At 43.2% G+C, this 14,854-nt stretch carries 13 protein-coding genes and 1 tRNA gene; 3 read left to right on the forward strand and 11 right to left on the reverse strand.

What is annotated here, in order from left to right; genetic code table 11:
• Window positions 1-14: 14 nt before the first annotated feature.
• Both BA81_RS05270 and BA81_RS05275 read right to left on the reverse strand, forming a co-directional pair.
• On the reverse strand, window positions 15-1,016 hold the full coding sequence (locus BA81_RS05270) for a FecCD family ABC transporter permease (protein WP_034281002.1): 1,002 nt from the start codon (window positions 1,014-1,016) through the stop codon (window positions 15-17).
• The gene (locus tag BA81_RS05275) at window positions 1,013-2,041 is read right to left on the reverse strand and encodes a FecCD family ABC transporter permease (protein WP_193510687.1); all 1,029 of its coding nucleotides are present in this window, start codon (window positions 2,039-2,041) and stop codon (window positions 1,013-1,015) included. Before BA81_RS05275 ends, BA81_RS05270 begins: the two co-directional genes overlap by 4 nt.
• Window positions 2,042-2,364: 323 nt before the next feature.
• Between BA81_RS05275 and BA81_RS05280 the strand changes: the two genes are divergently transcribed.
• Window positions 2,365-3,774: a polysaccharide deacetylase family protein gene (locus BA81_RS05280; protein ID WP_024426100.1), complete on the forward strand. Its 1,410-nt coding sequence runs from the start codon at window positions 2,365-2,367 to the stop codon at window positions 3,772-3,774.
• Between the two features lie 216 nt (window positions 3,775-3,990).
• Here the strand turns inward: BA81_RS05280 and abc-f are convergent, their stop codons facing one another.
• The 8 genes from abc-f to BA81_RS05325 form a co-directional block, all read right to left on the reverse strand.
• Window positions 3,991-5,550 (reverse strand): ribosomal protection-like ABC-F family protein, encoded by a 1,560-nt coding sequence (gene abc-f, locus BA81_RS05285; protein WP_193510701.1) that lies wholly within the window; start codon window positions 5,548-5,550, stop codon window positions 3,991-3,993.
• A 332-nt stretch (window positions 5,551-5,882) separates the two neighbouring features.
• Window positions 5,883-6,653: an ABC transporter ATP-binding protein gene (locus BA81_RS05290; RefSeq protein WP_034281007.1), complete on the reverse strand. Its 771-nt coding sequence runs from the start codon at window positions 6,651-6,653 to the stop codon at window positions 5,883-5,885.
• Window positions 6,650-7,465, reverse strand: a complete 816-nt coding sequence (locus tag BA81_RS05295) for an ABC transporter ATP-binding protein (protein ID WP_034281009.1) — start codon at window positions 7,463-7,465, stop codon at window positions 6,650-6,652. The genes BA81_RS05290 and BA81_RS05295 overlap by 4 nt, the downstream gene beginning before the upstream one ends.
• On the reverse strand, window positions 7,428-8,315 hold the full coding sequence (gene opp1C, locus BA81_RS05300; RefSeq protein ID WP_034281011.1) for a nickel/cobalt ABC transporter permease: 888 nt from the start codon (window positions 8,313-8,315) through the stop codon (window positions 7,428-7,430). The genes BA81_RS05295 and opp1C overlap by 38 nt, the downstream gene beginning before the upstream one ends.
• Window positions 8,316-8,320: 5 nt before the next feature.
• Complete coding sequence (gene opp1B / locus BA81_RS05305; RefSeq protein ID WP_034281013.1) at window positions 8,321-9,250, reverse strand: nickel/cobalt ABC transporter permease; 930 nt, start codon at window positions 9,248-9,250, stop codon at window positions 8,321-8,323.
• A 15-nt stretch (window positions 9,251-9,265) separates the two neighbouring features.
• Window positions 9,266-10,906, reverse strand: a complete 1,641-nt coding sequence (gene nikA / locus BA81_RS05310; protein ID WP_034281015.1) for a nickel ABC transporter substrate-binding protein — start codon at window positions 10,904-10,906, stop codon at window positions 9,266-9,268.
• Between the two features lie 119 nt (window positions 10,907-11,025).
• The gene (locus BA81_RS05315; protein WP_034281017.1) at window positions 11,026-12,195 is read right to left on the reverse strand and encodes a macrolide family glycosyltransferase; all 1,170 of its coding nucleotides are present in this window, start codon (window positions 12,193-12,195) and stop codon (window positions 11,026-11,028) included.
• A gap of 617 nt (window positions 12,196-12,812) precedes the next feature.
• Window positions 12,813-12,888: transfer RNA gene (locus BA81_RS05325), tRNA-Arg, on the reverse strand.
• Window positions 12,889-13,141: 253 nt separating this feature from the next.
• Between BA81_RS05325 and clpP the strand changes: the two genes are divergently transcribed.
• Window positions 13,142-13,738, forward strand: coding sequence for an ATP-dependent Clp endopeptidase proteolytic subunit ClpP (clpP, locus tag BA81_RS05330; protein ID WP_024427684.1), 597 nt, complete (start codon window positions 13,142-13,144; stop codon window positions 13,736-13,738).
• Window positions 13,739-13,795: 57 nt separating this feature from the next.
• On the opposite strand, the gene BA81_RS05335 is transcribed toward clpP, so the two are convergent.
• Window positions 13,796-14,374, reverse strand: coding sequence for an LOG family protein (locus tag BA81_RS05335; RefSeq protein ID WP_034281020.1), 579 nt, complete (start codon window positions 14,372-14,374; stop codon window positions 13,796-13,798).
• 137 nt (window positions 14,375-14,511) lie between these two features.
• Between BA81_RS05335 and BA81_RS05340 the strand changes: the two genes are divergently transcribed.
• Entirely contained in the window at window positions 14,512-14,853 is a 342-nt protein-coding gene (locus tag BA81_RS05340) for a MazG nucleotide pyrophosphohydrolase domain-containing protein (RefSeq protein WP_034281021.1), read from the forward strand.
• Window position 14,854: the final 1 nt, after the last annotated feature.

Here is a 14,854-nt window from a genome sequence, read left to right on the forward strand (position 1 = left end):
TTCCTCTTTCGTGTTTATTTCGTTTTAGTTAATAAATAAAGAAAATATGGGGCACCGATAAAGGCCACGACCACACCCGCCGGTATCGCATTTGGAGCAAAGATGGAACGTCCGATTGTATCGGCACTGACCAAAATCAACAAGCCAAGCAGCGCACTAACTGGTAAAAAATACTGATGCAATGAACCGACAAGCCGTCTAGCCAAATGCGGGGCGACGAGGCCTATAAAGCCAATACCGCCTGTCATTGAAACACTTGCACTCGCGAGGCCTACCGCTAAGGTCAGCAAAAGGAGACGTTTACGCTGGACACGTACACCTACACTTGAGGCGACAGCATCTCCTAATGTCAATGCATTGAGCGTGTTTGACTGCATCAGCGTAAGCGGCACAAGGCATACAATCCAAGGCAGAAGCGCCAGCACATGAATCCAGTCTCTCCCCCATACATTGCCCACAAGCCATCTTGAAGCAAACGTATATGTATCTTCATCCAGCTTCAATGACAAATATAAGGTGAGTGCACTAAATCCCGCAGCAATCGCAATGCCAACTAAGATCAGCCGGATAGGAACAAGCCCTTCATGCCGGTCATATGCAAGAAGCACGATGACCGCTGCCGCGAGCAGTCCGCCGCCAAACGTAAAGAGCGGAATAAGAAGAGACGGATTGCCTTCAAGTGCGTGAAAATATGTCACAAACACAATTAAGCCAAATGCCGCCCCTGCATTCAGTCCAATTATCCCAGGATCGGCCAGCGGGTTACGGGATAAGCTCTGCAAAATGCCGCCAGCAATGCCAAGACCAATACCAGCTAACATCGTCACCACAATTCGAGGCAGACGATAGTCAAACAGCACCGTTTCACTTTGAAAATCTCCAAAGCCAAATAACGTCTTGACGACCATGACAGGGTTTAGTTTCAGCGTACCGGTATTTAAACTATACAGCACAACAGCCGCACTCAGGCAAAGCAAAACGACTGTCACGACAAGAGCACGCTGTTTCTCTCTCATGACAGGTTCCTCCCTTCTTTTCTGGCAATGTATAAGAAGAAAGGAACACCAACAAGTGCCACCATCACGCCAATGGCAAGCTCTCTTGGCGGATTGACTGTACGGCTGGCAAGGTCTGCAAAGACAAGCAGCATGGCGCCTAATATCGCTGACATTGGAATGACGAAACGATAGTCTACACCAACAAGCTTTCGTGCAATATGCGGGATGACGAGACCGACAAACCCAATCGATCCAACTGCTGATACAGAAACTCCTGCTAATAACACAGCAGCGGCCATTCCTAGTATTCGCACTTGTCGTGTTTTCACCCCTAAATTTGCCGCTGTATCTTCACCGAGCGATAGTAAGGAAAGTGACCGGCCTAATAGCATGGCCCATACGATCACAATCAGAATAACCGGGGCGAGAATCGTCAGCTGCGGCCATTTCACACCAGCTACCCCGCCTGCATACCAAAAAGCCAGATCCTGACTCAGGTCAAAATAAATCGCGATCCCAGAGCTGAGCGCATGAAGCAATGCAGCTACAACCGCTCCTGCTACAGTGAGGCGCAGCGGTGTCAATACGCCGCCAGCCGCTCCAATCGCAAAGATCAGCAGCGTACTGAGCACAGCACCATTAAAGGAAAAAAACATCAGTGCTGAATAAGGCATTCCTGGGAAAAAAGCAAAACAGAGAGCGACCACAAACATCGCACCGCCATTAATGCCCAAAATCCCCGCATCTGCCAGTGGATTTCTTGTGATGCCCTGCATAAGAGCACCCGCTACGGCAAACGCCGCTCCCACTAGAGCTGCCCCTAAAACACGTGGAAGTCTTAATTCATGGATGATCTGCTGCTCTGTGACATTTGACTGGTAGTCAAATACAGCTGTCCAAACCGTTTGCAGAGACAATGTTTTTGCACCGTATGACACAGCAAAAAACATGGCAGCCGCTAAACCAATGACGGCGAGAAAAAATATCAAAAAGAACAGAATATGTGATGATCGTTTTTGTTGAGGTTTTCGCTTATCCTGCAAAATCGGTGTCATCCTTTTCTTCATTAAAAGTCAGTTTGAAAATGAGAATCATAATCAACAAAATTATAGCCGTCAGCCTCTAAAAAATCAATGTACACCCCTTTTTTTAATTAATGAAGGTATGTGCGGAGCATCGAGGTGGGAGGTTCTTTTTGCCGCTCAGTACGGCCTATCATTTTTTCTCATAGTTTAATAGGAAAATAGTTGACAGTTCGCATGAATATCCCCTAAAATTACAAAAGTAAGTCAAATGTTATAAAAATATTACAAACAGATGTCAAACTAATAAAGAATGACCCGTCATGAGAGGAGATTTGAAAGTTGTGTCAGTAAAGGGAAAATGGAGTATCGTCCTATTTGCGCTTGCAGTCGTCATTGGAGCAGTTGCTTTCTTTCAAAATCAACAAGCAAGCGGTACAGAGAAGAAAAATGTAAAGCAGGATACGAACTATAAAGACGTAGAAATTGTCACTCTCGTAAATGACGGGAAATTTATGAGATATGCAGTCAACTATCCTCTTTTTCATCAAAAAGAGCTAGATGACAAGATTCAAAGCTATGCCAATTCAGCATTAGAGCATTTCAAAAAAACATTCAGTGAAGCAAAGGATATTGATGAAAATAAACGCTATGAACTGAATATTGATTATGAAATGGTGCATTATGCGAAGCAGTCTGCTGCCATTCGCTTTACGACCTATACGTATACTGGCCAGCAAAATGGAACCACCAATCATCTCACGATTAACTTTGATTTTCAGAAAAAAGCCTTTCTTGACACCAAAGATTTATTTCTGCCTAAAACCAATTATTTAAAGAAATTATCCTATATTACATATACAGAGCTTCGGAAGGACAAAACCTTATCTAAGGATCAGCCTCTCCTTCAGAAAGGGACAGCCCCTGATGCTCAAAACTTCAGTCAATTTGCCTTGAAAGACAAATATGTAGAATTTTATTTCCCTGCATCTCAAGTAGCCGCAGAGGATCTTGGTCCGCAAACACTCGCAATCAAAAAGACATTGCTGAAGGACATATTAAAGCCAGAATATATGGATAAACTCAAAAATAAAAATGAAATGAAAGAACCGAATCCAAAAAGAAAAGCCGTCAAGCTGCCGCAAAAATCAAAGCTTGACCCGAATAAAAAAGCCATCGCACTCACATTTGATGATGGACCGAATCCAGCGACAACCACAAAAATTTTAGATGCGCTGAAGAAAAATAAAGGACATGCCACCTTTTTCGTATTGGGCAGCAGGGTGCAATATTATCCTGGAATGCTTGCCGATATTTTAAAAGGCGGGAATGAGATCGGAAACCATTCCTACAATCACCCTTTATTAACAAGACTGTCTTTAGATGAAGCGGTGAAACAAGTGAAGGACACCCAGCAGCTGATTGAGAAAGCGAGCGGATATACACCTACGCACTTTAGACCGCCATATGGCGGTACAAATCAAGATATCAATCATGCAATTGGGATGAAGGTCACTTTGTGGGATGTTGATCCTGAGGATTGGAAAATCCGCAACAGCCAGCAGATCACAAACCGCGTTCTCTCACATGCAGCCGATGGCAGAACAGTGTTAATGCACGATATTTATGAAAGCTCAGCCCAAGCAGCCGTAAAGATCATCCATGAACTCACCAAACAAGGCTACCAGCTCGTCACAGTGAGTGAACTTGAACAATTAAAAAAAGAACGACATGAACAAACCCCTGTAGAGTAAACAGGGGTCTCAGATTGTTGACAAAGGGCTAAAATGATCTTTATTTTAGCCCTTTGTCTTCTTTTCAGCGTGATGGAAAACCTTTGAAGTCTAGGAAGGACGAGTACTGGAGCGGAGCGAATTGTACATTCGTGAGCACCGGCACGCAGGACTGACAAAGAATGCGAGGGTTTGTCCGCGCGCTGAAACCCCTGTAGAGTAAACAGGGGTTTTCTTTTATGACTCCAAAGACTTTTTTTGTTTCAATAATGCTTGAAATGCCTCTTCAAGCTCTTGCGACGGCTCAATACTTAAACGGCTGAGCACTTCAGACAGCTGCATATCAATTAACAGAAGCTCCTCTTCTCGATTTGTCACAGCTGGTTTTTCTTCCTTTTGTTTATAGGCTTCATATGTGCCGTCAAAAGCTTCAATACGTTCCTCGTGAATATGGAAAATACGAGTGGCAACCTCCTCAATCAGCCTGCGATCGTGGGAAACAAACACAACGGTACCAGGGTAATCCTTCAATAGACCTTCAAGTGCTTCAACTGCCGCCAGATCTAAAAAGTTCGTCGGTTCATCCAGCATGAGAACATTGGCATCACTGACGAGTAAGGACGCAAGCATCGTCTTCACCCGTTCTCCCCCGCTTAATACCTCAACAGGCTTGTGCACATCATCCCCTCTAAATCCTAGTCTCGCCAAAACCGTTCGAACCACTGTCTCATCTTGAACCGCCTCTTTGAGCGCATTTTGTAAAATCGATTCATCTGCCTTCAGTCCTGAAAGATCCTGACGAAAATAGGCTAGCTTGACAGCCTCTGAACGAGTAACTCCGGGGTGTCCATTCACTAACATGCGGAGAAATGTCGTTTTTCCGCTCCCGTTCTTTCCGATAATGGCAACCTTGTCTCCGCCCCTCACTTCCACATTCGCCTGCTTCCAAAGCACTTTATCGCCCGCCTTGCCATCTACATTTTCCACTCGCAAAATGGTACGGCTTGCTACTTCCTTCATCGTATGCTGAGACATTTGAATCGGCTGAATGTCCTTTACCTTCTCCACCTTTTCTAATTTCTCCATCCTTGTTTCAATGGATTTGGCTGTTTTTTGCAGCTTTTTTTGCTTATTTGCATAGTAGGGCTTTGCAATTTTAGGCCCTGAGGATTTCACCTTTTGGGAGGGCTTTGTCGCTTTGTCCGCCTTTTTCTTTTTCTTTTCCAGTGCATGCTCTAACTGTTTTTTCTTTTGTGTATAGGCTTCATACGCTTCCACCTGCTGACGATGTGCCAGCTCTTTTTGCTGTGCAAAATGTGTGTAATTGCCTTTGTAATGATGAAGCTTCCCATGATCCAGCTCCCAAATCTCCGTACATATTGCATCTAAAAAAGCACGATCATGTGAAACAACAATGAGAGCTCCTTGATAATGACGCAGCTTATCTTCCAGCCACTCAATATGCTCCGTATCCAAATGAGTGGTCGGTTCATCTGCTAATAAAAGAGCAGACGGCCGGCTTAATGCTCTTTCAATATAAGTCTGGGTCATTTCACCGCCACTCTGTCTGCCGTCTCCTTGTTTCAATTGAGGAAGCAGCGTACAGACCGCTGTGGCGGCAACCGTGCCGCTGTCTGGTGTTTCCTGCCCCGCCAGCACATGCAATAAAGTCGTTTTTCCGCTGCCATTTGTCCCTACAAGACCAATGCGATCACCTTGATGGATGGCGAGCTCCTCAATATCAAATAACAAGCGATCTTTTCGAAATACCTTTAACTGATTGGCTTTTAATAACATCCAATCCTCTCCTTTCATATCAGGAGACATGAAAAAGCCTCCCATTCTCAGAATAGGAGGCAAAATGGTGTACAAAAATAAGCGGATTGATCCAGTATGGAGGGCTGTTCCTATTTGAACACACACATCCCGCGTATCAATCACTTCATTTTTTGATTCCCAAGCTGTACCATCCTATTCCGAAGCTAAAAAATGAAAACGCAGCAAACATGGCAAACGGATCGTTTGCTCACTGCCTTCGTTCGTTCATTTTGCTTACAGGTCATAGGATTAGTACTTCATTGCATTGGGTCACCCTTCCGTCGTTTGTTACATATACGATAAAAGATTGGTTATTTTTTGTCAAGCTGAAATGGCATAAGTGAGTCAATTAACTGGAGTGTAAATGGATGGGACACTTCAAACAGTTCGTCCTTTTTGCATTCTTCCACTAGGCTTCCTTCATGTAAAAATAGGAGGCGGTCACATAGATACACCGCTGCTTCTACATCATGAGTAATGAGAAGCATGGTCATGTCTAGCTCTTGTTTTAATGTCTCAAGCAGCTCCAATATTTGTACTTGAACAGAGACATCCAGTGAGTTCAAGACTTCATCTAGTATGAGAATGGCTGGATGCGTCGATATGGCTCGTGCGATGCACACTCGCTGGAGCTGACCACCGCTTAGCTGATGAGCATATTGATTCAGTACAGACGAGGGCAGTCTGACTTGCTCAAGTAATGACAAAACCTTCTGATCCAGATTCTGATTCTGCTTTAACAAACGCATCGGTTCTGCTATGATCTCTTTCACGGTAAAGGAAGGGTGAACAGAAGATAGATAATCTTGAAAGACAACACTCATTTTCCCCCGATTCACCCTCCGCCATTTGTCAGCTGTCATACCATCAATCTGTACCTCTCCTCCATCTATTTTTTCTAAACCGAGCAGGATACGTGCCAATGTACTTTTGCCACTGCCGCTCTCACCGACTAATCCGGCACATTGTCCTTTTTCGATTTGAAACGAAACATTTGATATGCGGTCTTTTGATTTCCTTTGATTTGAAAAAAGACCTTTCTTCTCACCGTGTTTGACTAGATCGATAGCTGTGATCATCATGGAAACGCCTCCACTCTCTTCTGCTGCCGCAGTGCTTCAGTAGGGGCAGATAATCGAAGCCTCGTCTCAAGTAAATGCTTTGTTTGGGGATGCTCGGGTGATGTGAACACTTCCTTGGCTGACCCATGCTCAAGCATTACTCCTTGGTGCATAACCATCAATTCATCAGCGATTTCCTGAACGATGCCTAGATCATGCGTTATGACGATTAAGGTAACACCCGTTTCTTCCTTTAAACTGTGTAATTGTCTGATGACTTCACGCCGATTAAAGGCATCAAGTGATGCAGTTGGCTCGTCTGCAATGATCACATCTGGAGAAAGCATCATCGTGATGCCAATCATCACACGCTGAAGCATTCCTCCAGACAGTTCATACGGATATTTTTTCATCAAATCATATGGATTTTTTAAATGGACACGTGTAAGCCCAGCCATAGCATGTGCTTTCCCTTCTTTCCCTCGTAAGCCCAAATGCTGCTGAAATGTTTCCACCATTTGATGACCAATCGTTTCGATAGGGTTGAATGCATTCATGACATCCTGTGAGATGAAACCTATTCGTTTCCCCCGCCATTGATGCGCTTCTTGATTTGTTAATGTTTTGCCGTCAAAAATGATCGTTCCTTCCACTTCTAGCGAAGGAGCGACAAGATCAATTAACGCTTTGGCGACAGTTGATTTTCCACTGCCACTTTCCCCAATGATGGCTAAACAGCGTTGTTGATGTAAAGAAAATGTGATATTCGTCACTATATTCTTTTGCTGCTGTGGATCATGTACGGACAGATTTTTTACGGCGATTAAAGGCAAATGGCCTCACCCCTTTCTTTCTGGTATGATGCATGGCAGGATTCGCGGCATGCTGAAGGCTGTCTCCTAAAAAGCTCAACGCCATGACCACAAACAAGATGGCAAGTCCAGGCGCAAGCATATGAGCTGGATGTGTCACCATGACATTCTTCGCCTCGTTGAGCATCATGCCCCATTCTGGTGTAGGTGCACTCACACCTAATCCAAGAAAAGACAGTGCTGATATATTTAAGATCACCCAGCCCGCATCAAGTGTCGCAAAAACAGCCATTTCTCCTGAGATGCGAGGAAATAGATGTCTCCTCAATATGTAAAGGGGTTTGCCGCCTGTCACCTTTGCAAATTGAACAGAAGGTTCATTCGCATATTGAAGGACAGACGACCGAATCATTCTTGTATACCAGGCCCATTTCGCTAGGACATTGGCCAAAATAATATTGAATAGTCCAGGTCCGAGTATTCCCACAACCGCAAGAATCATCACCTCTGCTGGAAAGGACAGCATGACATCACACAGCCTCATCAAAACCCCATCCACCTTTCCTCGAAAGAAGCCTGCCATGAGTCCAAGTGCGCTGCCAATGAGCATCGTGATACACATCGTCAGCATAGCCGCAAGCATTGTTGTCCGAATGCCATATAAAAGCCGCGATAATACACATCTCCCCAGATGATCCGTTCCGAGTGGGTAAGTAAGACTGATACCGGCATATTTTTGAAGAATGTTCGTATTTGTTGGGTCATGTGGTGCTAACATTGGAGCAAACAGTCCAGCTAATGCGACAAGCGCTAACAGCCAGATTGAAAGAATCGCCATACGGTCTTTTCTTAATTGATGCCACCCTATCATTGTTGTCATACCTCCTTTCGCAATTGCGGATTCATGGTCATTTGCATCATATCAGCGATGAGATTGCACATAACAAACAGGAACCCCATCACAAACAAATAGGCTTGAATAATAGGGAAGTCAGCATGGAAAATAGCCGTTACACACAACCGGCCAACCCCTGGCCAAGCAAAAAGGTTCTCAATAATGACGGTTCCCGCAATGAGCTTTGGAATAGACATGCCAAGTGCTGTTACCGCTAATTGCAGGGCATGCCTCATGACTTTCAGTTGAACGGTTCGTTCCTTTAAACCACGTGCTCTTGCATAAAAAACAAAGGGCTCGTGCTGAAATTTTAGAATTTGATTACGTATGAGTCTCACATAGGTCGATAAGTAGCCTAATGATAATGTGACAGCTGGAAGAAGAATCGATTTGAACCCTTCCATTCCACTCGTATTAACCCAATTGAATTTGACAGAAAAAAGCCAAATCAACAAAATTCCCAGCCAAAAACTAGGCATTGAAGCGGCGATAAACACAAAGGCTCTCAATAAACGGTCCACCCAAGTGTGAGCAGCATATGCACAGATCCCCCCGAACAATAAACTGAGCACTATGATAAAAAAGAGCGCTGCTCCTGCAAGCTGCAATGTCGCAGGCAGCGCCTCCATGATAAGATCAAAAACGGGCTCCTGCGTGACATAGCTCCTGCCAAAATCACCTGTTAATCCATTTTTAAGCCATGTCGCATATCGGATGAAAAATGGCTGGTCTAAGCCTAACTCCTGCCGCATCGATTCAATCATTTCTTCTGTTGGAGTGACTTGATTCACCCGCAAAGCGACCTCTGCTGGATCACTTGCCCGCATCGTCAGCAGTACAAAAGCAAAGAAGGTGATGAAGATCATAAGCGGGAAAAGCATCATTATTCGTTTTAAGAGATAGCGAGTCATGTCTCTACCTCCGTTTTATGACGCAAAATACATACGGTCAAATGGGATTTCATACTGAGACACATGAAAACCTACGCCTTTCAGGCGCTTATTATAAACAGCCTTTGTCACAGAATAAGAGATTGGGAGGTAGACATTTTCATCATGGATATACGTTAATATTTCTTGATACATTTGTTTCCGCTTTTGCTCATCTGGTTCTACTAATACTTCCGTAATCGTCTCGTCCAGCCACTTTTTCTTTTTCAGTCCTAATTGAGCTTGATAATCAGCATGGGATGCTACACGGAATGAAGAGACATAAGTTTGTGGATCATAAGGAAGCCCCCAAGACAGCGAGTACATCAGATCGAACTTTCCTGTTTTTTGGCGATCTAAGAATGCCTGTTTTTCTTCTCCTCTAATATCCAGCTTGATCCCCACCTGCTTGAAGTCTTGTTGAATCGATTCACTGATCGTTCTTTCCCCTGCATTATCGGAATTATAGTAAATAGCCACACTCAGCAGTTTGCCATTTTTATAGCGATACCCGTCTTCTTTCATCCTCCAGCCTGCCTCATCCAATATTGCCTCTGCTTTCTTCTTTTGATAAGTTTTCTTTTTCAGTGGAATATCTGCGTAAGGGACAGAAGGAGCAAGCAATGTGTGTGCCACCTTTTCCGTTCCATTTAAAATGCCTTCAGTGATCATGTCCTTTTGAATGGCGTATTGAAAAGCTTCTCTTATTTTCGGATCTTTTGTGATTGTCTGGTTTGAATTAATCACAATCGATCTTGAACCAACAGGAGGGCTCATGGTGACACCATATTGCCCTGCTTCTTTTAAAGCCTGGAATGAGTCTCCATCAATCATGTCACCATCTGCTCCAAATAAAAGATCAATCTCTCCTTTTTGAAGCGCAAGTAAGATGGTTTGGTGATCCGGCATGACTTTCCATTTCACAGTTGAAATTTTCGGCTTTTGCCCCCAATAGTGGTCATTCATTTCAAAAACGGCATATTGATTTTTCTTATGTTCCTTTAGTACATAAGGACCTGTACCTGCATAGCTTTTAACTCCTTTTGCAGTCGTTCCATCAATGAAGCTTTTTGGAGAAATAAAACGGAAGGGGCGTGTTAAGCCCAGCTCTTCTAACGTAGGATAATAAGGCTCTTTCAACGTGAGAACAAATGTATCGTCATCTACCGCCTTTGTGGATTTGATTTCAGATACGAGATTAAGCCAAGCGTTCTTTTCAATATTTTTGACGACAGCATCAATATTCAATTTCACTGCCTTTGCATTAAAAGGCTCACCATCTGAAAAAGTCACACCTTTTCGAAGATGAAAGGTGTAGGTCCTTCCATCCTTTGATATGTCCCAGCTTTTCGCTAAGGCAGGCTGAACGCCCTTCTCTGTATTGACGACAAGCGATTCAAACACCATATTTTGAGCAGCCATCTCTCCACCGTATAGATGGGGATTGATGTCCCTGATATCTTTTGTACTTGCATACACGAGCTCATCTTCTTCTCTATCATTGCTGGAAGATGCTTTGTTTTCAGAGCATGATGCCAATAAAAAACAAGCCATCACTGAAAACAGCATCAAGGTGTATGTCACATAGGGATGCCTTTTCTCATATTTCTTTTTTATGTAAACAGGTTGATCCTTCATATGTACTTCCCCCAATTCAACATTATCGTAATCATTACGATTATTAATCGAAATGATTACGAATTGAATATTAGCATACAGAAATGGGAAATACAACGTCTTTTCATAAAAAAACAGACTCATGATTGAGTCTGTTTCGCTTGTATAAATTGGTCGATCACCTTTAATGCTTTTTCTGTTCCACCTGCCGCTTGGAAGCTTTCTTCAATTTTCTCAATCCCCGCACGGTACGAGTCACTGCCTAAAACCTTCTCAACAGTTTCTCTTAGCTGCTTTGGTGTCAGCTGATCTTTATCAAGTGTACAGGCAGCAGATAATTCGGTCAGTCTTTGTGCCACCATCGGCTGATCTTTATCGACTGGAATGACAACCATCGGAACGTGGTAATGAATACCTTCATTGACACTATTCATCCCGCCGTGCGTTATAAACACATCTGTCAGTTCGAGCACTTCAAGCTGCGGCACATAAGGCTCGATCAGAAAATGAGCAGGCGCCTCTTTTAAGAGAGAACGATCTACTTTTTCACCTGTTGCGATAATCACTTTTCCGTCAAAGTCTTCGAAAGCATCTATACACATATTAAAAAATGCTTCTGTATCCCCAAGAACGGTGCCCATGGAAATGAAAACGACTTTTTCTTGCTCAAGTGCTTCCAGCGGGAAATCATGCTGGTCGGCTCTTTTTAGAAAGCTCGGTCCAATGAAAACAAACGAATCGTTCAATGAATCAACAGAAGGCTGGAAATATTCACTTGTATAGACGATATTCAGTTCTCCACGGTTTTTCATAAATTGCATCAAACGCGTCGGCTGAACGCCAAAACGCTCTTGTATTTTTTCTAACAGATGATCGGCTTTCTCATCCTTTCTGTATAGCGGTGTATCAAAATGTGCCTCTTGCAGCACAAAAGATGGGTTGGAACCGATGCTTGGAATGTGCAAATAATCTCGAACAAGCTCCCCTGCCCCAAACATATCAAAGTAGACCAAATCAAATGAATGCTTCTCGGAAAGTGTTTCCACCACCTCTAAAATATCATAGGATGTTTGCAGCATGGCATGAAAGAACGGCTGCATAGAATCTAAATCTCCTTCTTCCACATGTAATGTCCGAATATAGTCTGGATGTATATGTACGTGAGCGCCTAAGCGTTTGATTCGTTCCTCATAATGTACAGTTGTGACCGCATGCACTTCATCGCCTCGATCAGCCCATGCTTTAATCATTCCTAACATAGGGTTCACATGTCCTTCAGCTGGAAACGTAATCAATAAAATCTTCGCCACAAGAAATTCCTCCTCATTGTCAATTCCCTTCCATGTTAATCATATACAGCAAGCCGGCTCAACAAATACGCCTGAAAAGGGAAAAAATGAGGCTTACGTCCAGTATTTCATGGAGGGACATGAACATAACGCCTTCTCATGAGCAAACATCCAATATAACCCGTTATTATTTATTTTTGTATAATTAGTCATAATATTATTTTCAGCTTCATATTGGAGGGATATTTTGTGAAAGACTTGGAGAAATACAGTTATTTAATCATCATTCTTTGTCTGGCAGCAATGATTGTGACAAATTTCACCGTGAATGACAATACAATAAAAAATACTGTATCAGTGATCGGAAGTATCATCGTTCTTCTAACAATTATACCTGCGGCTATTTACAGGAAAGGCCAGAAAGGCAGGTAACTCCTTTATAGCAATAACCCCCATTCTTATGTTAAGAGTGGGGGTTATTTTATTATATCCGGATAGATGTTGCTGGCATGCAATCAGATCATTTTTTCACTTCCCTCACCCTAGTGAACGATAAACCCGAATGAAAACAAAAAAACCTCTCTCCATATGAAGAGGGGTTCATGAAAGACCTTTAACATCGTAAGCAAGGTCAAGTACGCGCTCGGAGGGATTCGAACCCCCGGCAGACGTGGTACCGGAAACCACCGCTCTATCCAACTGAGCTACGAGCGCACGATATGTTTTTTGAACGTCAGCATATCAAATTATAAGGGAAATGCTGCAAGAAAGCAATGATTAATCATTCGTCTTGATGATGTATTTTCTTCTTTTGGATACATAGAATAATATGCTGGTTTGAAGTGGAATGATTTTGGGGAAAATGGATAGGGGTATTTGAATTTAGGTCAGCGTTTTGTTTGACCTTTATTGACCAAAAATGTATCATTGAATTACATACTTACCTAAAAGGTGAAGGAGGAACATTATGAATTTAATACCTACAGTCATTGAGCAAACAAATCGTGGGGAAAGAGCTTACGACATTTATTCTCGTCTTTTAAAAGACCGTATTATCATGCTTGGTTCTGCGATCGATGACAATGTTGCCAACTCCATCGTGTCACAGCTGCTTTTCTTAGAAGCTGAAGATCCAGAAAAAGATATTTCTATCTACATTAACAGCCCTGGCGGTTCAATTACAGCTGGTATGGCCATTTACGATACGATGCAATTTATTAAACCAAAGGTATCAACTATTTGTATTGGTATGGCTGCATCTATGGGTGCGTTCCTGCTTGCTGCTGGTGAAAAAGGTAAGCGTTATGCTCTTCCAAACAGTGAAGTCATGATTCACCAACCACTCGGCGGTGCCCAAGGTCAAGCAACTGAAATTGAAATTGCGGCAAAACGAATCCTTTCTTTACGCGATAAACTGAACCAAGTACTTGCTGAACGTACTGGTCAGCCAATTGAAGTCATTGAGCGCGATACAGATCGTGACAACTTCAAAACAGCGGAAGAAGCACTTCAATACGGACTCATTGACAAAGTCTTGACCCGTAATACAGAAGACCAAAAATAATCATCACAACACAAACCGTCTGTTCCTGAACAGACGGTTTTTTGTTTTCATCATACTTTAAGACAGCTCCGTCCATTTCTGCTGAAGAGACGGTGTTTGATAAGAAGCCATCTGCGTGATTAGTTCCTCCGGTTCACTCGAAGCATGTAACAATTGAAGGTGTGATTCATTCGAAAACCCTTCCTGTACACTGAATTTCACCATGTCTATGAGCGGATTGAAGTAGTCATTCACTTGATACAATCCAATCGGCTTTTGATGGATGCCGATTTGTGCCCAGCACAGCACCTCAAATAATTCTTCATATGTACCAAAGCCGCCTGGCATCGCAATAAACCCATCGGCCAGCTCGCTCATTTTCGCTTTTCGTTCATGCATGCCTGTTACCTCAATTAGCTCTGTCAGCTCGTGATGCACGACTTCTCCTCTAAAAAGTCCCTTAGGCATGACCCCGATCACTTGCCCGCCATGTCTCATGACCTCATCGGCAATCGCGCCCATTAACCCAATACGCGATCCGCCGTAAACAAGACGAATGCCCTGCTTCGCCATATAAGCACCCAGCTCTACAGCCTTTTGTTTGTAGACATCATTTACACCTGGATTCGAACCAGCAAACACACAAATCGTTTTCATCAAAACAGCTCCATCTCTCTCTATGATTTCTTCACCCACTCATTCTACTATAATGATTTGTAAAGAAACAGCCGTTTCTTCTATATATAGTGTAAAATCAAAAGAGTGAACACCATATAAGGAGCTGTATAGAGAGAATGCAAACAACTGAGATGGAGAAGTGGATCAAGGATTTTTATCAAACGAGAAACTGGACAGAATACGGACCGTTTATCCGGTTAGGCTTCTTAATGGAAGAAACGGGAGAACTCGCTCGCGCTGTTAGAGCAATAGAAATCGGACGAGACCGGCCTGATGAGCAGAGACAGGAATCATCTGAGCTTAAGAAAGAACTCATTGAAGAAATGGGAGATGTTTTAGCAAATCTCCTCATTTTAGCGGATCAATATGATGTCACAGTAGAAGAGGTCTTCAGCGCTCATCAACAAAAACTCAACAAACGCTTTTCTGGAGAAAAAGAGCCAGTAAAAAACACGTGAC

Source organism: Bacillus safensis FO-36b, assembly GCF_000691165.1.
Classification (GTDB): Bacteria; Bacillota; Bacilli; order Bacillales; family Bacillaceae; genus Bacillus; species Bacillus safensis.